The organism is Zunongwangia sp. L-65, assembly GCF_056859415.1.
This window is the reverse complement of sequence record NZ_JBSXOK010000069.1, coordinates 105,628-125,849: the sequence shown is the minus strand read 5'-3', so window position 1 is coordinate 125,849 and position 20,222 is coordinate 105,628. Positions and strand designations below refer to the sequence as shown.

17 protein-coding genes are annotated in these 20,222 nt (G+C 36.8%); all 17 read left to right on the top strand.

From position 1 onward, the window contains the following. The first annotated feature begins 37 nt into the window (after nt 1-37). The 17 genes from ruvA (at nt 38) to AC13DP_RS14320 (ending at nt 20,222) form a co-directional block, all read left to right on the top strand. Nucleotides 38-619, top strand: a complete 582-nt coding sequence (ruvA, locus tag AC13DP_RS14400; RefSeq protein ID WP_228249598.1) for a Holliday junction branch migration protein RuvA — start codon at nt 38-40, stop codon at nt 617-619. 38 nt (nt 620-657) lie between these two features. Then, complete coding sequence (sov, locus tag AC13DP_RS14395) at nt 658-7,815, top strand: T9SS outer membrane translocon Sov/SprA (protein ID WP_272957029.1); 7,158 nt, start codon at nt 658-660, stop codon at nt 7,813-7,815. A 61-nt stretch (nt 7,816-7,876) separates the two neighbouring features. Next, nucleotides 7,877-8,257, top strand: coding sequence for a glycine cleavage system protein GcvH (gcvH, locus tag AC13DP_RS14390; protein WP_013070101.1), 381 nt, complete (start codon nt 7,877-7,879; stop codon nt 8,255-8,257). Further along, nucleotides 8,250-8,636: a VanZ family protein gene (locus AC13DP_RS14385; protein WP_272957007.1), complete on the top strand. Its 387-nt coding sequence runs from the start codon at nt 8,250-8,252 to the stop codon at nt 8,634-8,636. Before gcvH ends, AC13DP_RS14385 begins: the two co-directional genes overlap by 8 nt. A 62-nt stretch (nt 8,637-8,698) precedes the next feature. Further along, nucleotides 8,699-9,421 carry an energy transducer TonB gene (locus AC13DP_RS14380; protein WP_228249595.1) on the top strand — a complete coding sequence of 241 codons (723 nt, stop codon included), beginning with the start codon at nt 8,699-8,701 and terminating at the stop codon, nt 9,419-9,421. A gap of 112 nt (nt 9,422-9,533) precedes the next feature. Beyond that, nucleotides 9,534-11,651 (top strand): gliding motility protein RemB, encoded by a 2,118-nt coding sequence (locus AC13DP_RS14375; RefSeq protein WP_273300180.1) that lies wholly within the window; start codon nt 9,534-9,536, stop codon nt 11,649-11,651. Nucleotides 11,652-11,739: 88 nt separating this feature from the next. Continuing rightward, nucleotides 11,740-12,642, top strand: coding sequence for a heme o synthase (gene cyoE, locus AC13DP_RS14370; RefSeq protein ID WP_041578620.1), 903 nt, complete (start codon nt 11,740-11,742; stop codon nt 12,640-12,642). Then, a complete protein-coding gene (locus AC13DP_RS14365; RefSeq protein ID WP_013070106.1) occupies nt 12,633-13,214 on the top strand; it encodes a cytochrome c oxidase subunit 3 in 582 nt (193 codons plus the stop codon). The genes cyoE and AC13DP_RS14365 overlap by 10 nt, the downstream gene beginning before the upstream one ends. A 48-nt stretch (nt 13,215-13,262) precedes the next feature. Then, the gene (locus AC13DP_RS14360) at nt 13,263-14,243 is read left to right on the top strand and encodes a cytochrome c oxidase subunit 3 (protein WP_041579537.1); all 981 of its coding nucleotides are present in this window, start codon (nt 13,263-13,265) and stop codon (nt 14,241-14,243) included. A 19-nt stretch (nt 14,244-14,262) separates the two neighbouring features. Continuing rightward, complete coding sequence (locus AC13DP_RS14355) at nt 14,263-14,628, top strand: cytochrome C oxidase subunit IV family protein (RefSeq protein WP_013070108.1); 366 nt, start codon at nt 14,263-14,265, stop codon at nt 14,626-14,628. 84 nt (nt 14,629-14,712) lie between these two features. Further along, on the top strand, nt 14,713-15,357 hold the full coding sequence (locus tag AC13DP_RS14350; RefSeq protein ID WP_347406903.1) for a hypothetical protein: 645 nt from the start codon (nt 14,713-14,715) through the stop codon (nt 15,355-15,357). 16 nt (nt 15,358-15,373) lie between these two features. Next, complete coding sequence (locus AC13DP_RS14345; RefSeq protein ID WP_013070110.1) at nt 15,374-16,114, top strand: SCO family protein; 741 nt, start codon at nt 15,374-15,376, stop codon at nt 16,112-16,114. Further along, complete coding sequence (locus AC13DP_RS14340; protein WP_041578621.1) at nt 16,111-16,650, top strand: DUF420 domain-containing protein; 540 nt, start codon at nt 16,111-16,113, stop codon at nt 16,648-16,650. The genes AC13DP_RS14345 and AC13DP_RS14340 overlap by 4 nt, the downstream gene beginning before the upstream one ends. An 11-nt stretch (nt 16,651-16,661) precedes the next feature. Continuing rightward, nucleotides 16,662-16,901, top strand: coding sequence for a hypothetical protein (locus tag AC13DP_RS14335; RefSeq protein ID WP_272957010.1), 240 nt, complete (start codon nt 16,662-16,664; stop codon nt 16,899-16,901). A 101-nt stretch (nt 16,902-17,002) separates the two neighbouring features. Continuing rightward, entirely contained in the window at nt 17,003-17,704 is a 702-nt protein-coding gene (locus tag AC13DP_RS14330; protein WP_013070113.1) for an ABC transporter ATP-binding protein, read from the top strand. Beyond that, entirely contained in the window at nt 17,697-18,944 is a 1,248-nt protein-coding gene (locus AC13DP_RS14325; protein WP_013070114.1) for an ABC transporter permease, read from the top strand. Before AC13DP_RS14330 ends, AC13DP_RS14325 begins: the two co-directional genes overlap by 8 nt. Nucleotides 18,945-18,956: 12 nt before the next feature. After that, nucleotides 18,957-20,222, top strand: coding sequence for an ABC transporter permease (locus AC13DP_RS14320; RefSeq protein ID WP_013070115.1), 1,266 nt, complete (start codon nt 18,957-18,959; stop codon nt 20,220-20,222).

The window sequence follows — 20,222 nt, the reverse complement described above, 5'->3', positions numbered from 1 at the left end:
ATTTTAGTACATTTGAGCCTTAACTTTTGGTTAACGTATGATTCATCACTTAAAGGGCAAACTGGTAGAGAAGAATCCTACCTATGTTGTTGTAGATTGTAATGGCGTGGGTTATTTTGTCCATATTTCGCTTAATACTTTTTCAAAGATAAAGGACGAAGAGCAGATTGCTATATTCACCCATTTGCAGGTAAAGGAAGATTCTCATACCCTTTTTGGATTTCAGGAAAAATCTGAAAGGGAAATCTTTAGACTTCTTATTTCCGTAAGTGGTATAGGGGCCAGTACCGCCAGAACAATGCTTTCGTCTTTAGATCCTGCTCAAATTAGGGACGCTATTGCATCTGGAGACGTGGCAACGATACAAAGCATAAAAGGGATAGGAGCAAAAACGGCACAGCGTGTTATTTTAGACTTAAAAGATAAGATTGTTAAAATCTTTGGTATAGACGAGGTTTTTGTAGAACAGAGCAATACAATTAAAGAAGAAGCGTTATCTGCATTAGAGACGTTGGGCTACGCCCGTAAACAGGCAGATAAAGTTCTAAATAAGCTAATAAAAGAGATAGAAGATCCTACTGTAGAGACTCTCATTAAATTGGCGCTAAAAAATTTGTAGTTACATTGAGAAACAATTACCTGAGGTTGTTAACATCGATGCGTTTTCCTTCATCATTAGTGCTGTTGCTGTTAATTTCTTTTAATTTATCTGCACAGGAGGAAGAGGAAGAAGAAACGCAGCAGGAGCAGGATACGACCCAAACCTTTTCGTTTGGTAGGATTTCTATGCCCGATCCTGGTTCCATACAGTCTAAATATGAATATGATCCTGTCTTAGATTTATATTTCTATAAAAAGAGTCTGGGTGAGACCAATATTGGTCTTCCTTTAGTTCTTTCTCCAAAAGAGTATGAGGAGCTGGTTGTTAAAGAAGAAATGCAGCGCTATTTCTTATTAAAAAATCAGGCGCTTGCCGGTAGATCCGATGATGCAGATGCTCTGCAACAGGATTTGCTCCCGGATTTTTATGTGAATTCAGATTTCTTTCAAAGTATTTTTGGCGGAACCAATATCGATATTGCTCCGCAAGGTTCAGTAGCTATGGATCTTGGTATTTTATATACCAAGCAGGATAACCCGGCTTATTCCCCAAGAAACCGTTCTAATTTCACTTTTGATTTTGATCAGAGAATTCAGTTGTCTTTATTGGGACAGGTAGGAACACGTCTGGGAATTACCGCCAATTATGATACCGAATCTACTTTTGATTTTCAAAATCAGTTAAAATTAGAATATACCCCCAGCGAAGACGACATTATACAGAAAATAGAAGTGGGTAATGTAAATATGCCGCTGAATAATACTTTAATTCAGGGAGCACAAAGCCTATTTGGATTTAAAACACAGCTTCAGTTTGGTAAAACAAGAATTACAGGAGTTTTCTCAGAACAAAATTCAGAGCGTAGAACTGTAAATGTAGAAGGAGGTGCTGCGGTAGAAGATTATGAAAAATTTGCACTGGATTATGATCAGGATCGTCACTTTTTCTTAGCTCATTATTTTAGGGATAATTATAACGAATTTATAGCCGATTACCCTTTTGTAAGAAGCGGTATACAGATTAAACGTATACAGGTTTGGATTACTAACAGGACCAATAATGTTCAAAATCTAACCGATACCAGAAATATTGTCGCTATTCAGGATATTGGGGAAAGTCCGGTAGAAGGAAATATTGGGTTGGATAATGTGCCACCTGGATTTTTTAATCAGCCTGCAGGAGCTTACCCAGATAACGAAAATAATGATTTTAACCCGGTAGGGATAACAGGAAATGAACAATCTATTTTAACTCCCGCTATTCGAGATATCTCAACTGTAGAAAGTGGATTTGGGAATGTGCGCGTTTCAGAGGGTATTGATTATGTAAAGCTGGAAAATGCACGCCAGCTTAGTCCAAATGAGTACAGACTCAACCAGGATCTGGGATATATTACTCTTAACCAACGGTTGAGCAATGATGAGGTACTTGCCGTAGCATTTCAGTACACGGTAAATGGGCAGGTGTATCAGGTTGGTGAATTTGCAAACGATGGTGTTAATGCTACCGGAGATGAATTTCAGCAGCAACAGGGACAGACTGATGCAAGGATAAGTCAGAATCTGGTGGTTAAAATGCTTAAAAGTACTGTTACTAATGTAAATGAGCCGGTGTGGGATTTAATGATGAAAAATATCTATAGTTTAGGAGCTTACGATTTAGACCCTAATGATTTTAGATTGAACATTCTTTATACAGATCCCCAACCGCTTAATTATATTCGTCCCGCTGAAAATTCTTCCTTACCCCTACCCGCTGATGTTGCGGAAACTCCGCTTTTGCGTGTTTTTAACCTGGATAACCTGAATAATAATAATGATCCTATTAATGGAGGCGACGGATTCTTTGATTTTGTACCTGGTTTTACAATCGATGTACAAAACGGACTGGTTATCTTTACTTCAGTTGAGCCTTTTGGAGAATATTTGTTTGAAAAATTAGATAATACACCTAATAACAATCAGGAGATTTATTCTGAACCTTCAACCTGGAATGACAACCAGGAGAAATATGTGTTTCGATCCTTATATCGAACCACTAAAACTCAGGCAGAGCAAGAAGATGCTGATAAAAATAAGTTTCAACTAAAAGGACGCTACAAATCATCCAATTTTGAAGGGATTCCTATCGGTTTTAATGTTCCGCAGGGATCGGTTACAGTAACGGCCGGAGGAAGAACACTTCAGGAAGGGGTAGATTATGTGGTGAATTATGATTTAGGTAGGGTGCAGATCCTGGATGAAGCTCTTTTAGCTTCTGATACCCCTATTCAGGTGAATACGGAAAGTAATGCATTATTTGGGCAGCAATCTAAACGTTTTACAGGGATTAATGTAGAGCATCAGTTTAATGAAGATCTAATTGTAGCAGGTACTTTTCTAAATCTAAGAGAGCGCCCTCTTACCCAAAAAGCAAATTATAGTTATGAACCTATAAATAATACCATTTTAGGTTTTAATTTTAATTACACAAAAGAGGTGCCTTTTTTAACCAGACTGGTTAATAAATTGCCTAATGTGGATACCGATGTAAAATCAAATGTTTCGGTAAGGGGGGAATTTGCGTATTTGATTCCCGGGGCACCCGCAGTAAATGATTTTGATGGAAAGGCAACTTCTTATATCGATGATTTTGAATCTGCGCAAACTTCGATAGATATTAGTACTCCGCTTAGTTGGGAGCTTTCCAGTGTGCCTATTGGCTTTGGAGGAGAACTGGCAAACGGCGATTTAAGCGTTGGGGATAGAAGGGCTAAGCTGGCCTGGTATACTATCGACCCTGTTTTTTACAGTAATAGCCGTCCCGATGGGATAACAGATTCAGATCTTAGCAGTTATGCCGCAAGAAGAGTGACTGTAGACGAAATTTTTCCAAATGTAGATGTGATCCAGGGGCAGGCGCAGGTAATTTACACCATGGATGTAGCTTATTACCCTGGGGAGCGAGGGCCTTATAATTACAATTCTGCCGCAGCTGGCGGTAATACTTTACCTAATCCTGCCGGTAATTTTGGAGGGATGATGCGTGGAATAAATACGACAAATTTTGAACAGTCTAATGTAGAGTATATTCAGTTTTGGGTGATGGATCCGTTTATTTATCAGGATGATCCTAATAATGTGAATAATGATGGAAAGATTGTTTTTAACTTAGGGAATATTAGCGAAGATGTACTCAAAGATGGTAGAAAGCAATATGAAAACGGACTCCCGGAGGATGGATCTGATCTTAATACTACCGAGACTGCTTTTGGTAAAGTACCCACAGACCAATCATTGGTGTATGCTTTTAGTTCAGAAGGGCAGGCCAGGCTTAATCAAGATGTGGGTTACGATGGGCTAAACGATGCTGAGGAGGCGCAGAAATTTCCGCAATTTGGGAATTTACCTGATCCTTCTGCAGATAATTATGAGTATTTTCTAAATGCCGAGGGGGGGATTAAAGAGCGTTATAGAAATTATAACGGAGTAGAGGGGAACTCCCCGGATAATTCGGGAAACAATAACCGTGGAAACACAACCCTGCCTACCACAGAGGATGTGAACCGGGATAATACCATGAATACGATTAATAGCTATTTTCAGTATGAAGTTCCGTTTTTTGAAGGGATGAATAGCGAAAATAACGAGTACGTTTCAGATACAAAAGAGTTAAATGTAACCCTTAAAAATGGGCAAACACAGCGGGTGCGTTGGGTGCAGTTTAAAGTGCCTATTTTTGAACCTACCGATGCTATTGGTGGAATTGCGGATTATCGTTCGATTCGTTTTATGAGGATGTTTTTAACCGACTTCCAGAATCCTACCTTGTTGAGGTTTGGAACGATGGAATTGGTTAGGGGAGATTATCGTCGCTATAATGGTAATTTGGATGAAGAAAGTAATTTGCCGGAAAGCTCTGATGTACTCTTTGAAGTTACTGCGGTAAATATCGAAGAAAACGAAAACAGGGAGCCTATTCCTTACGTACTTCCGCCGGGAGTGATTAGGGAAGAATTATATCAAAACAACACCAATATCAGGCAAAACGAGCAATCTCTGGCGATGCGTGTTTGCGGCTTAGAGCCGCAGGATGCACGTGCAGTGTATAAAAATTTTCAGGTAGATATGCGGCAGTATAAAAATCTAGAAATGTTTCTGCATGCTGAAGGGTTTCAGGGACAGGCCGATCCTGATGATGGCGATATGGTTGCCTTTATAAGAATAGGGACCGATTTTACTGATAACTTTTATCAGATTGAAATTCCGCTTTCTATCACCGCTGCCGGTAGTGTGAATCCCACAGATATCTGGCCAGAGCTTAACCGTTTAAATTTGCCACTAGAGTTGCTTCAGCGGGTGAAAACAACGGTTTTAGGAGATCCGTCCTATAATACAACTCGTTTAAATTTCTTTGACGAAAATTTGGAGCCGCGTAACCCTCAAGATGCCTATGAGCCTGGAAGATTAAGGATTGGTGTAAAGGGGAATCCAAGTTTTGGAAATGTTAGACTGATTATGCTAGGGGTTAAAAACGGAATGCCCAGGGCTGGTTTGCAGGAAGTTTGTGGGGAAGTTTGGTTTAATGAGCTTCGACTTTCAGATCTTGATAACGAGGGAGGATGGGCAGGCGTCCTAAACATAGATACCAATTTAGCCGATTTCGCAACTTTTTCTGCAACAGGAAGAAAAAGTACTGTAGGATTCGGTACTTTGGATCAGGGACCAAATCAACGTAGCAGGGAGGATGCAGAACAGTATGATTTTGTAACCAATATTAATATGGGGCAACTGCTTCCACAAAAATGGGGGCTTAAAATTCCTGTGAATTATAGTCGTGGCGAAGAAGTAATTACCCCAAAATACGATCAGGAATTTTTAGATATCGAATTAGATACGCGTTTAGCCGGTATTACCGATCCACAAGAGAGAGACCGGGTTAAAAAGCAATCACAAACCTATACGAAACGAGAAAGTATAAATCTTATAGGGTTAAGGAAGGAAAGAACTGGCGAAGCAAAACCACAGCCTTATGATATTGAAAACTTTGCTTTTTCAGGTTCTTATAATCAGGTGGATTATCGTGATTTTGAAATCGAGGAATCCTTAGATCAAAATGTAAGAACAGGAGCAACGTATGAATTTAATTTCGCGCCTAAAAAATTAGAGCCGTTTAAAAATACAGCTGCTCTGGATAGTAGTCAGTATTTCTCAATTATTAAAGATTTCAACCTTAATTTATTGCCTTCCAATATCAATGCCAGTGCAAATTATTTCAGGCAGTTTACTCAGCAACAATTCAGGTCCTTAGAATTGAGCGATAATGATATAGGAATTCCTACTTTGTATCAAAGAAATTTCCTTTTTGATTGGGAGTATGGAATAAACTATAATCTTACCAGTGCTTTGAATTTTAGTTTTAATGCTTCAAATAATCGAATTGTAAGAAATTATATCGATGAAGATGGAAACGCGAATAATGCTATTGGCGTTTTTGATGACTATTTTAATGTAGGCGAGCCCAATAATCATTATCAAAGTATCCAGGTAAATTATGAATTGCCATTAAATAAGTTGCCGGTTTTTGAATTTTTAAAAGCTTCTTATTCATATACCGGGGATTTCCAGTGGCAACGAGGTTCAAGAATTTATCAAAATCTTGAAGGTATCCCAAATATTGGAAATTCTGTTCAGAATTCGAATACCCATCAAATTACAGCCAATATGGATTTGCAAAAGCTGTATACTTATGTAGGAATTAGAAAAAAAGATAATCAGAGAGCAACTTCGATAGCAGAGCGTAGTATGGGAGTGCCAACACTACAGCCCTCAGGAGAAGAAACACAGGCTAAGCCAGTACGTAATAGAAATACCGCTTCCGGCAATAAAGCGGTAAATACACTTATTGATGTGGTGACCGCTGTAAAAAGGCTTCAGGTAAACTATAGAAATACCCAGGGAACCTTTTTACCAGGTTATACTCGTAGTATAGGCTTTATGGGAACCTTAAAACCTTCTGCAGGATTTACTTTTGGAATGCAGGATGAAATTAGATATGAGGCTGCAAGGAGAGGATGGTTAACTTTATATCAAAATTTTAATCAGCAATTTACCACCAATAAAAATGAAGAATTAAATGCTCAGGCTTCTGTAGATTTGCTTCCTGATCTGACGATTGATATTATTGGAAGGAAATTATATTCTGAAACTTATTCTGAAAACTTTAAGGTAGATCCTCAAAACCTGCAATATCAAGCTTTAACACCTTATACTTTTGGGAATTATAATATTTCTACGGTGCTGCTTAAAACCGCTTTTAGTCAAAGTAACGAGCAGTCTTCGGCAACCTTTGAACAGTTTCGGGCAAATCGAATTGAAATAGCGAGAAGGTTAGCAGTAGAACGTGGTTTAGATCCGGATAATGTAGATGAAAGCGGATATCCTGTAGGATTGGGCAGAACCAATCAGGCAGTATTATTGCCGGCTTTCCTTGCTGCATACACGGGAACTTCTGTAGATAATGTTAAGTTAGGAGCATTTAGAAGTATTCCTTTGCCAAACTGGAATATAAAATATACCGGATTGATGAGATTGGCGTTTTTTAAACGTAATTTTAGGAGGGTTTCACTGTCTCATGGTTATCAGTCTAATTATACGATTAACCAATTTCAAACCAATTTGGATTATGATGCAGAAAAACCTTTTGAAACCAACCAGGCTGGAGATTACAAAAATCCAACATTATTCTCGAATATCGTGTTGTCAGAGTTGTTTACACCCTTGCTGCAGGTAGATTTAGAGACCACAAATAATATTCAGTTTTTAGGCAGATTGGAGAAAGACAGGCAGCTTTCCCTTAGTTTCGATAATAATATCCTTACTGAAATTAGTGGAAATCAATACACCTTAGGGATGGGCTATCGTTTAAAAGATATGAAGATTATTACCGCTTTAGGTGGGCGTCGCAGGGTATTAAGTAGTGATCTTAACTTTAAAGCTGATGTTTCTTACCGTAAAAATAAAACCATCGTAAGGTATCTGGATTTATCAAATAATCAGGTTATTGCCGGTCAGGATATCTGGTCGATTAATTTTGTGACCGATTATGCCATTACTAAGAACCTAACTGCATTGTTCTATTATGAGCATACCTTCTCTGAATATGCGGTTTCCACAGCGTTTCCACAAACCACAATAAGGTCGGGAATTACTTTGAGATATAATTTTGGAAATTAATGCCGCCCTATTTGAACAATTAACCGAAAAAATTAACTTTGTCGCTATATAAAACATAACTATGAATATTCCAGAGGATTTAAAGTACACCAGAGACCACGAATGGGTTAAAATCGATGGCGACATTGCAACTGTAGGAATTACAGATTTTGCACAGGGTGAGTTAGGAGATATTGTTTACGTAGAGGTAGAGTCTGTAGATGAGTCCCTAAACCGAGAAGATGTTTTTGGTACGGTAGAAGCCGTTAAAACAGTTTCAGACCTTTATTTGCCATTAACTGGCGAGATTGTTGAGTTTAACGATAGTCTAGAGGATGAGCCGGAAAAAGTAAATAATGCACCTTATACTGATGGGTGGATGATTAAGATTAAATATGCTGAAATTGCCGAGTTAGAGGATCTGCTTACCGCGCAAGAATATAAAGAAATCATCGGTGGTTAAACTTGCCTTCTTTCTGGCAGGTCTATATACGGCTACGCTCATTTTTTTCTCCCTATATAAAATAACCCCTGAAATTACAATGGGCGATTTGAGTGTAGGAGATAAACTTTTGCATGCTTCAGCTTATTTTGTTTTATTTTTAGTTTGGAAATTTTCTTTTTTTCTTAAGGCTAAGAATAACTATACGTATAAAGCTACAATTTTAAAAATAAGTGTTTTATGTATTGCTTTTGGTATGTTAATTGAGGTTTTACAGGGTACACTTACCAGTTACAGACAGCCCGATTGGTTAGATGTGATTGCGAATTCAACAGGTGTTTTAATAGCATCAATTCTTTTTTTAACTTTGGAAAGGCCACTTAAAAAGGTTAAAAACTGATATTTATTTAATTTTTTGGAAAAAATATTTATTTTAGCAAACCTTATTAATCATTAACCATTATGGAACCTAAGAAAAATCCTAAAGCTGATTTATCGAAAAGAAGCGTATTGTTTCTTCAATTAGGTCTTATATTGGTTCTTTTTGTTACCTGGCAGGCTATTGAATGGAAGACTTATGAGAAGTCTGATATTGATACTGGAATGGTGCAGATGGATCAATTAGAAGACGAAGAAATTCCAATTACAGAAATGCAAAACACGCCACCACCACCTCCGCCACCACCACCGGCACCAGAGGTTATCGAAGTTGTGGAGGATGAGGAAGAAGTAGAAGAAGATGAAATCGAATCTACTGAAACCAGTCTTGAAGACATCGTTGAAGTGGAAGAAGTGGTAGAAGCACCAGAAGAAGAAGAGGTAGCTGATGTTCCTTTTGCAGTTATCGAGGACGTGCCAATTTTCCCAGGATGTGAAAATCTTAAAGACAATGAAGAGCGTAAAGCTTGTATGAGTGAAAAAGTGATGAAATTTGTACAAAAGGAATTTGATACAGATTTAGGATCTGAACTTGGATTATCAGGTATTACTCGTGTAATTGTACAGTTTAAGATCGATAAACAAGGAAAGATTACAGATGTCAGAGCTCGTGCTCCACACCCAAGGTTAGAGCAGGAAGCTGCCAGAGTAGTAAATAAATTACCTAAAATGCAACCAGGTAAGCAAAGAGGTAAGCCGGTAGGTGTTGTTTATTCGTTACCGATTACTTTCCAAATTCAAGATTAAGGAAAAATATTACTTATATTATTTATTGAAATCCCGGTTTTTACCGGGATTTCTTTATTTTAGGATATATTTTAAAAATGTATCTTTTTAGCCGAATATCTATAATTCTAATATGAAGTTTTTTTTACTTCCCGTTATTTTATTAGCTTCTTTTCTAGTACAGGCACAAAATGCAGAGGTTTATCCTGTTTTTCCTGATTGTGAATCTGTAAAATACAATTCTTTAGAAAATTGTTTTAAGAATGCCCTGGTTACGTTTATCATAGATCATTTTGAAACCCCTCCAAAGGTAATTGGTAATAATTACACGGGAGAAATCACCGTTGTTTTTGAAGTGAGTAAAGAAGGTGTTTTTAGACTGATGTATATTAATGCGGCTTATGATGAGTTAAAGGATGAAATTTCCAGAATATTCAGTTTGCTTCCCGTAATAGAACCAGCAAAATATAATACGCAGCCTACTTCTATGCAATTTAGGTTGCCTATAAAAATTCCTTTAAAAAGAAACGAGATTCAGGAGTTGGAGTCTTTACCTGCAGATATAGATGAAGCTCCTAAGGAAAAGAAATCTAATAATTTGCAGGCCAACGAGTTGGTTAGAGCGAATAATGAATATGATGCTGTTCGCTCTGATCTTTTTACCAATCCTCGTTATGAAAGCAATATAAATATACCTTTGTCACATGAATATTATTCCAGGTTTGATGCCGCGTTAAATCAAATAGGAACTAATAACCATACAGCTTCAAAACCATTTCTTTTTAAAGATGTTTCGAAATATTACGACCTAAAATCTGATGTTGAAAAGCTTTATCAGGATCGAAAAACTCTGGTTGGACGAAAAATCTGGAATGAGCATATGCTTAGATTTCAAAATGAGGATTATTGGTTTACTTTCGATTTTGCCTTGGATCTTCAACTGGGAAAAGACTTTAATGATAATTCCGCAGATTACACTTATAATAATACCAGAGCAGCAATATTTCAGGGCGGATTAGGTAAACACCTTAATTTTTATACCGTGGTCTATGAGAACCAGGGAAGATTTGCTGGATATTTCAATAATTGGGCAGCATCTATAAGGCCAGATGGTGGAGACCCAGCTATTATTCCAGGACGAGGTATAGCCAAGCCATTTGGAGACGATGCCTACGATTACCCTGTGGCCGAGGGATATCTATCTTATAGTCCTTCAAAATATTTTAATGTTCAGTTTGGACATGGAAAGAACTTTATAGGGGATGGTTATCGTTCCTTATTGGTGAGTGATGTGACCTCGCCATATCCCTATTTTAAGCTAAATACTACATTTTGGAAATTAAAATATACCAATACCTGGATGTCTATGCGTGATGTGAGGCCTGCCGTCACACAAGATGGTAGTTATCGTACAAAGTATATGGCAAATCATTATTTAAGTTTAAATGTGACTAAACGACTTAATATAGGTCTTTTTGAATCTGTAATCTGGGAGAATGATAATAATAGAGGTTTTGATATTAATTATTTAAATCCGGTGATTTTTTACCGGGCCATCGAATTTTCAACGGGTGCACGTGGGGGAAATGCTCTAATTGGACTAAGTGGTAAGTATAAGTTGAGTAATTATTTAAACGCTTATACTCAGGTTATTATTGATGAGTTTTCATCGAGCGATATTTTTGGGGGTAAAAAAAGTTGGAAAAACAAATTAGGTTATCAATTAGGTTTAAAATATTTTGATGCTTTTAAAGTTCCCAATCTTTTCCTTCAGTTAGAATATAATCAGGTGCGTCCCTATACCTATTCTCATAATACAGAAGTATTGAATTATGGACATAATAACCAGTCCCTGGCACATTTATGGGGAGCAAATTTTAGAGAACTAATTGCTATTGCCAGATATAAAAAAGATCGCTGGTATGGGATGGCTAAAGTTATTTACGGAAAACGAGGTTTTGATTATGACAATGACTTCTATTCTTATGGAGGAGATATTTATCGTAATTATGAAGACCGACCGTTTGATAACGGCGTGAAAATAGGGCAGGGCAATACTGGGATCTCTTTCTTTGGGCAGTTAGAAACAGGTTATATTATAAATCCGGAAACTAATCTTAAGCTCTATGGTAGTTTTATTTATCGTAACATGAATACCGATATAAATACTAGGAATAATTTTGATATTTCCACCTCCTGGTTAAACTTTGGTATTCGTACAGATATTTTTAATTGGTACTACGATTACTAAGCATATACATAGATTTAAAATTAACAATTGTGCGGCCTTGCCAAAACCTAATTAAGGAGTATCTTTGCGCCAATTATAAAAAATAATTTTGAGTAGCGCGCGCGTACATAGTTCTTCACCTTCGTTATTATCAGATTTTAAGGAAATAACCAAGATGCGATTGGCCATAAGTGTGGTTTTTTCGTCTGTTGCAGGTTACTTTTTGGGAGCAGAAACCGTAGATTTTGTGGTTGTTCTTCTTTTGGCAATTGGAGGATATTTTATGGTAGGAGCGTCTAATGCCTACAATCAAATTATCGAAAAAGACTTGGATGCGCTGATGGATAGAACCAAAAACCGTCCCGTTCCATCAGGCAGAATGTCGGTCACCACAGCTTTTATTATTGCAAGTGTATTTACGATTTTAGGGTTAGTGGTGCTTTATATTATTAATCCCAAAACAGCAATGTTTGGGGCGATTAGTATTTTTCTTTACGTGAGTATCTATACTCCGTTAAAAACAAAAACTCCGTTATCTGTATTTGTAGGGGCTTTTCCAGGAGCTATTCCTTTTATGTTGGGGTGGGTAGCAGCATCAGGAGAATTTAGTATTGAGCCGGGAACCTTGTTTATGATCCAGTTCTTTTGGCAATTCCCTCATTTTTGGGCTATTGGTTGGTGGTTGTATGATGATTATAAGAAAGGAGGCTTTTTTATGTTGCCTACAGGGAAGAGAGATAAAGGAACAGCCATACAAATTGTATTATATGTGGTCTGGACAATATTAGTTTCTTTAATACCTGTATTTGGGGTTACGGGAAGATTGTTTTTAACTCCGGTTTCAGGAATCATTATCCTACTATTGGGCTTGGGAATGCTTTACTATGCGATCCGTCTTTTTAAGCTAAAAACAGCAGATGCAGCCAAAAAATTGATGTTAGCCAGTGTGTCATATATTACTTTATTACAAATAGTTTACGTATTGGATAAATTTATTAGAGAATGGATTTAACAAAAGGAAGCGAGCAGGAAAGAAGAAATCGAGCTAAAAAAATGATGCTCTGGTTTGCGATTATTAGTATGGGGATGATGTTTGCCGGTCTAACCAGTGCTTATGTGGTAAGTAAAACACGGCCCGACTGGCTTACTGAATTTGAATTACCACAATCATTTATGTGGAGTACTATAGTGATTTTTTGCAGTAGTATTACGATGTTCTTTGCAAAAAAGAATATTATATCTGGTAATAGAAAAAATGGTACTGCCTTTTTATTGGGGACTTTAATACTGGCACTTTTGTTTGTGCTTTTTCAATTTCAGGGATTTGCAGCTATTGTAAATGAGGGTTATTATTTTACAGGAAGTGAAAGTACAATTACTACAAGTTTCATTTATGTACTGGTTTTAACTCACTTAGCCCACCTGGCGGCGGGTTTGATAGTACTTTTAGTATTAATTTATAATCATTTTAAACAACGTTACTATAAGGGGCAAACACTTGGATTAGAGCTTGGTGCGACTTTTTGGCACTTCCTTGATGTACTGTGGGTTTACCTGTTTTTCTTTTTATATTTCTTTAGATAATAAAATTGCGTATTTTTGCGCTGCACTTTAAATTAAATGACTTCTTCTATGGACGCTACTGTTGTTAGAACAGGCACCGAAGGTAAAACTTGGGGCGGTGGTAACCAGCCACTTGGAGCCAGCTATGGTAAGTTGATGATGTGGTTTTTCATCCTTTCCGATGCACTTACATTTACAGGATTTTTATCAGCTTATGGATTTTCAAGGTTCAAATTTATGGATTCTTGGCCAATCGCTGATGAAGTTTTTAATCACTTTCCATTTCTTCATGGGGTAGACGCACCAATGTATTATGTAGCATTGATGACGTTTATTCTTATTTTCTCTTCCGTTACAATGGTATTGGCTGTTGATGCCGGTCACCAGATGAAGCAGGGGAAAGTAACTACTTATATGTTTTTAACGATTATTGGTGGTTTGATTTTCTTAGGTTCTCAGGCCTGGGAGTGGAGTAACTTTATCTCTGGGGAGTACGGTGCATTAAAAACAAAAGGAGGAAACATTCTTCAGTTTGTAGATGGTGAGGGTCATCGGGTAGCCCTAAAAGATATCGCTATTACAGAGGGGACTGAACGTACTACGCATACAGAAAACACAGGTATTTGGTTTGAAAGCGGCTCGACAGTATCAGAATATACCTTAGAAGGTATTAAACAAGGATTTGCGGCAAACGATGATCTTTTTATAAGAACATTAGATTTTGATGAAGTAGGAGCTAAAAAAATACTTTCTAGAGAGGAATCACAAAAATGGTTGGACAATAATGCTATTGGCGTAGTAGAAGGAGCAAACCTTACTGAGAATGAATATGGGCCACCACTATTTGCAGATTTCTTTTTCTTTATTACCGGTTTCCACGGTTTCCACGTTTTTTCGGGAATTCTAATTAATATTATTATTTTCTTCAACGTTATTTTAGGAACCTATGAGAGAAGAGGAAGCTATGAAATGGTTGAAAAAGTTGGTTTATACTGGCACTTTGTAGATTTAGTTTGGGTATTTGTATTTACCTTCTTTTACCTTGTTTAAATTTTGAATCGAAGAAATTATGGCACACGATAGTACAGCACATCACCACGAATCAAATACAAAAAGAATCTGGCAGGTTTTTGCAATTCTTTCTGTAGTTACCATTGTAGAAGTAGTTTTAGGAATTATAAGACCTACTTTTCTTACAAATACTTCTTTGGTAGGAATGCACCTGTTAAACTGGATATTTATAATTCTTACCTTATATAAAGCATATTATATTGCATGGGCATTTATGCACATGGAGCAGGAAACAAAAGGACTTCGAAGAGCAGTCGTATGGTCTGGAGTTTTTCTTGCAATTTATCTAATCTTCATCTTATTAACAGAAGGAGATTATATTTATGAGGTTTATAAAAATGGCTATATCGCCTGGGATTTTTAAATCTTACAAAAGTTAAAACATTAAGAAAAGGCGGTTTTGTTAAACCGTCTTTTTATTTTTGTACTCCTTTTCTGAAACGGTGTTATGAAGAAATTTTTTGTGCTCACAGTACTATTTGCATTGCCGATCGTTGCTTACCTTTTTTTTGCATCGGGGAAAAATAATTTCGCCAGGCTACCAATTTTAACAGAAGATGTTTCTGAAATTTCTGGTCTTACCACTTATAAAGACGAACCTGTATTTCTTGAGGATCATATTAGTGTAGTCGCTTTTTTTGGAGAGAAAATAGAAGATTTAAAGGGAAATACTTTTAATCTCGATAAAAAAATTCTTGAAAAATATTATGCATTTGATGATTTTCAGTTTGTTATTATTCTTCCTGAAAATGCCAAAGCGAGCGCTGCTGATTTTATAAAAGAGTTTGAAGGGATTACCAATGCTCAAGAATGGAAATTCATATTTGGCTCTCCAGAACAAATTCAAAAGGTATTTAATAGTTTTAGTAGTCCCTATCAGCTTTCAGAAGATAGTTACTCTCCGTATGTTTTTATAGTGGATAAGTCCCGAAACCTTCGAGGTAGGGATGATGACGATGAAGGTAGTCTTTATGGGTATGATTCCAGAGATATAGCAGAATTGACCAATAAGATGAACGATGACGTAAAAGTTATATTGGCTGAATATCGCCTGGCTTTGAAAAAGAATAATGCTGAAAGAAAAAATAATTGATTAGAAATTCATAATAATGAAGAAGAAATATTCATATATAGGTCTAGCTATTATCATCCTTATTTTTGGAATTATTGTAATTCCGAAAATTGTAGATAAAATGAATAATGGAGAAATAGTAGAAGGAGATCGTCTAAATAAAGAAGGCACAAAGCGTCCTACTAAGGAATCTCCGGAAGTTGGTTATCTTGAATTTAATGGTGAAAAAAGAAAAGCACCAAGTTTCGAATTTATAGATCAACATGGGGATACTATTAGTAATGAAGATTATCTGGGTAAGGTGTATGTGGTAGAATTCTTTTTCACTACTTGTCCGACAATTTGCCCTGTAATGAGTGAAAACTTGGTTGAAGTTCAGGACGAATTAAAGGATTACGAAAATGAATTTGGCGTGGCTTCTTTTTCTATTGATCCAGAGCACGATACTCCACAGGTGCTTTCAGAATATGCCGACCAATACGGCATAACAAATCCTAACTGGCATTTGCTAACCGGAGAAAAGGAAAAAATTTATCAATTGGCAAATGCAGGATTTCAAACGTACGCAGGAGAAGACCCTGATGTGAAGGGCGGTTTTGTTCATTCTGGTATGTTTGCTTTAATTGATAAGGAGGGATATATTCGTTCACGAAAGGATAATTTCGGAAATCCATTGATTTACTATAGAGGGTTTGTAAAAAGAAATGCATCGATAGCTGAGGGAGAAGAGGAGCCGCAAATTGATATGTTGATTGAGGATATTAAAACATTGTTGTGAAAAAAACATTGACAAAAACAGACAAAATCGCCATTCCGGTGATTATAGCGCTTTCGGTATTAGTACCGATTGTAGTTTTAATTTTAATGAATTTACCAGAACGCTACAATCTATTAGGAGCAGAAGCGGGTACTTTTCCTTTATTCCATGCTGTGCTTAATGGTTCTACAGCGGTGTTGCTTTTAATGGGATTTTTCTTTATGAGAATAAAGGAATATAAATTACATAGAAATGTAATGATTACGGCTTTTGTGCTTTCTTCAATATTTTTAGTAAGCTATGTAATTTCAAAAATAAGTAATGAGCCAGTACATTATGAAGGTATAGGATTGCTTAAATATGTTTACTTTTTTATTTTAATCTCACATATCGCCCTTTCAGCAATCATCATTCCATTAGTCTTATTTACGATGTATCGTGGGTTAACTGGTGAGTATGCGAAACATGCTAAAGTGGCCAGATGGACTTTTCCAATATGGTTGTACGTGGCGATAACTGGGGTTTTGGTGTATATTTTTATGTATCCTTATTATTAAAATTGAATAAAATGAAGAGGATTTTTAATGCAAAAACCATATTGGTTATTTTGGTATTTCTTTTTATACCCTTGTTTGCAGACGCTCAATGTGCCATGTGTAGAGCCGTTTTAGAAAGTGAATCTTCGCAAAACGCTGCTGAAGGTATTAATGATGGAATTCTTTATTTAATGATTTTTCCCTACCTGCTTGTAGGAGGTCTTGGATATTATATTTACCGTTCTTACCGTAAAAAGAAATACGAGGCTTAGAATTTTTTAAGTATTTTTTAATTTTTTTGTAACATTTTAAGTTTTTGGAAGTCTTATGGATATGAGCACATTGTTTGCTTTTAACCATCAGTCAAAATGTTATGATTACAATTAAAGATTTACACAAATCTTACAAAACAGGGAATAATTCACTTCATGTTTTAAAAGGAATAAACTTTAATGTTGCTGAAGGTGAACTTGTCTCCATAATGGGATCTTCAGGTTCAGGTAAATCTACGCTTCTTAACATTTTAGGGATGTTGGACGAAGCTGATACGGGCTCTTATACCCTGGATGGCGTAGCAATAAAGAATCTTAATGAAAAAATAGCTGCCCGTTACCGCAACAAATTTCTTGGCTTCATATTTCAATCTTTTAATCTTATTAATTATAAAACGGCACTCGATAATGTAGCCCTGCCTTTATATTATCAGGGGATGAAACGCAGCGAACGTATGGATAGGGCTCAGGCTTATCTAGAAAAAGTAGGTCTTGCGCAGTGGATGGATCATTTACCAAACCAGCTTTCAGGAGGGCAAAAACAGCGGGTAGCCATAGCCAGGGCTTTAGCTTCAGACCCAAAAGTATTACTTGCCGATGAACCCACCGGGGCATTAGATACTAAAACCTCATACGAAGTAATGGACTTAATTCAACAAATTAACGATGAGGGTAGGACCATACTCATTGTTACGCATGAGCATGATATTGCACAAATGACCAAGCGAATAGTAAACCTTAAAGATGGTTTAATTATCGACGATACTCAAGTTAATCAGGTAAGAGCACTACAACATGTTTGATCTTGAACGTTGGCAGGAAATTTTTGAGACCATTAGCAAAAATAAACTGCGTACTTTTTTAACAGGACTTTCAGTGGCATCCGGCATCTTTATCCTCGTCATTCTTCTTGGAATAGGTGAAGGTATGAAACATGGGATTGAAAGAGAATTTCAGGGAGATGCAGCAAATATCATTTATGTTTTTCCCGGAGTAACTTCGAAAGAATACAAAGGCTTAAATCCAGGCCGAATGATTCAGATGAAAAATGAAGATTATCAATTTACCACTTTAGAAAATAAAGAGGATCTAGAATATAAATCTTCGGTATATAGAATTTGGGGCGGTATGGTAAGCTTCGGGAAGGAATCTGGCTCCTATAGGGTAGAAGGTGTGTATCCAGATTATCAATTTCTTGAAAATAGCAGCATGCTTTTAGGTCGTTTTATAAATTATAATGATGTAGAAGCGTCTGGAAAAGTCGTAATTATAGGAAATCGCGTAAAAAATGATCTATTTAAAGACCAAGAAAACATTTTAGGAGAGTACGTAGAAATTTCGGGAATTAAGTTTAAGGTAGTTGGAGTATATACAGATCCCGGAGGAGAACGTGAGGAAACTAGGGTTTTTGTTCCTATTACTACGGCTCAAAAAGTTTTTGGTGGAGGTAATGATATTAACTACATGTCTTACACATTACAACCCGAAGATACTTATGAAGAAGCTTTGGCATCAGCTAACGCTTTTACTAATAAAGTAGAAACCTATTTAAAAGGGAAGCACACTATTGCTCCAGATGATAATAGCGCAATTAGGGTGAACAATATGCTGGAAAACACCAAGCGATTTTATGATCTAATGGCCATGATAAAGATGTTTTTTTGGGGAGTAGGGATTTGTACTATTATAGCAGGTGTTGTTGGGGTTAGTAATATTATGCTAATTATAGTAAAAGAACGAACCAGAGAAATTGGAGTACGTAAAGCCCTTGGTGCAGAGCCGCTTTCCATTATTGGGATGGTGCTTCACGAGTCAATTTTTGTGACTTCGTTTGCTGGATTTACAGGTTTGATTTCTGGGTTGATTTTGCTGGATGTAGTTGCCCCTATGATACAGACTGATTTTATCTATAACCCTACAGTAAATTTTAATGTGGCTTTGTCTACTGTATTTATACTGATAATAGCAGGAGCGGTCGCTGGATTTTTTCCGGCTTACCGGGCGGCAAAGATAAAACCAATCGTAGCATTAAGGGACGAGTAAAAATTTTAAATCATGTTTAGTAGAGATCGCTGGGACGAAATTATAGAAGCGTTAACCGCAAACTGGTTTAGAACGCTCTTAACTGCTTTTGGAGTGTTGTGGGGAATATTTATACTGGTTATCCTTTTGGCTGCCGGTAAAGGATTAGAGAACGGTGTTAAGCAAGGATTTAGTGGGATGGCTACAAATTCTATGTTTATGTGGTCCCAAACGGTGTCTAAACCCTATAAAGGTTTGCCCAAAGGCCGAAATTATAATTTTAAATTAGGTGATGTTCAAGCTATAAAACAAACGGTAACCGGTTTAGAGATTGTTTCTCCCCGTAATCAATTAGGAGGTTTTGGTGGAGCTAACAATGTAGTGCGCGGTTTAAATAGTGGGGCTTATAACGTATATGGCGATTATCCTGAAATTATAAGACAGCAGCCTATGGATATTACTTCCGGCCGATTTATAAATTATTCGGATATTAAAGATAACCGAAAAGTTGCGGTAATTGGTGAAGGGGTAAGGGCTGGTTTGTATGATATTAACGAAGAAGCTTTGGGAACCTATATTAAAATTAACGGCGTTAGTTTTATGGTGATAGGAACTTATAAGAAAAAAGGTAGCGGTGGTGGAAATGTAGAAGAAATGCAAAAAGAGATTTTTGTGCCTTTTACAGCATTTTCGCAAGCTTTTAATATGGGAAATGTGGTAGGCTGGATGGCGATCACGGCAGATGATGATCATTCGATAACCAATCTTAAAAATAGTGTGTTTGATGTTATCAAGTCCCGTCACAGTATAGCTCCAGATGATGATCGGGCCGTAGGAAATTTTGACTTGTATGAAGAATACAGTCGTATTAACGGTTTATTTATTGCACTGCGCCTGGTGGCTTATTTTGTAGGGACACTTGTTTTGTTATCAGGAATTATAGGGATAAGTAATATTATGCTTATCGTGGTGAAAGAGCGTACGAACGAAATAGGAATTAGGCGTGCTTTGGGAGCAAGTCCCTGGAACATTAGAGGGCAAATACTTTTAGAGTCGATATTTCTTACCATCATTTCAGGCATGGCAGGAATCATTCTCTCTACCTTCGTCATCTTTATAATTAATATGATTTTAGATGGAATGGATACCTCAGAAATGATGTTTATTAATCCATCTGTTAATATTGGGGTTGTTTTAATCGCACTGGCGATCCTGGTGATATCAGGACTACTGGCAGGGTTAATTCCTGCACAAAATGCGATAAAGATCAAGCCTGTAGATGCGTTAAGAACAGAATAA

What these genes read in the sequence shown, in the direction of transcription:
- ruvA (WP_228249598.1), top strand. Translation starts at nt 38, where the DNA reads ATGATTCATCACTTAAAGGGCAAACTGGTAGAGAAGAATCCTACCTAT.
- sov (WP_272957029.1), top strand. Translation starts at nt 658, where the DNA reads ATGCGTTTTCCTTCATCATTAGTGCTGTTGCTGTTAATTTCTTTTAAT.
- gcvH (WP_013070101.1), top strand. Translation starts at nt 7,877, where the DNA reads ATGAATATTCCAGAGGATTTAAAGTACACCAGAGACCACGAATGGGTT.
- AC13DP_RS14380 (WP_228249595.1), top strand. Translation starts at nt 8,699, where the DNA reads ATGGAACCTAAGAAAAATCCTAAAGCTGATTTATCGAAAAGAAGCGTA.
- AC13DP_RS14375 (WP_273300180.1), top strand. Translation starts at nt 9,534, where the DNA reads ATGAAGTTTTTTTTACTTCCCGTTATTTTATTAGCTTCTTTTCTAGTA.
- AC13DP_RS14365 (WP_013070106.1), top strand. Translation starts at nt 12,633, where the DNA reads ATGGATTTAACAAAAGGAAGCGAGCAGGAAAGAAGAAATCGAGCTAAA.
- AC13DP_RS14360 (WP_041579537.1), top strand. Translation starts at nt 13,263, where the DNA reads ATGGACGCTACTGTTGTTAGAACAGGCACCGAAGGTAAAACTTGGGGC.
- AC13DP_RS14355 (WP_013070108.1), top strand. Translation starts at nt 14,263, where the DNA reads ATGGCACACGATAGTACAGCACATCACCACGAATCAAATACAAAAAGA.
- AC13DP_RS14350 (WP_347406903.1), top strand. Translation starts at nt 14,713, where the DNA reads ATGAAGAAATTTTTTGTGCTCACAGTACTATTTGCATTGCCGATCGTT.
- AC13DP_RS14345 (WP_013070110.1), top strand. Translation starts at nt 15,374, where the DNA reads ATGAAGAAGAAATATTCATATATAGGTCTAGCTATTATCATCCTTATT.
- AC13DP_RS14335 (WP_272957010.1), top strand. Translation starts at nt 16,662, where the DNA reads ATGAAGAGGATTTTTAATGCAAAAACCATATTGGTTATTTTGGTATTT.
- AC13DP_RS14330 (WP_013070113.1), top strand. Translation starts at nt 17,003, where the DNA reads ATGATTACAATTAAAGATTTACACAAATCTTACAAAACAGGGAATAAT.
- AC13DP_RS14325 (WP_013070114.1), top strand. Translation starts at nt 17,697, where the DNA reads ATGTTTGATCTTGAACGTTGGCAGGAAATTTTTGAGACCATTAGCAAA.
- AC13DP_RS14320 (WP_013070115.1), top strand. Translation starts at nt 18,957, where the DNA reads ATGTTTAGTAGAGATCGCTGGGACGAAATTATAGAAGCGTTAACCGCA.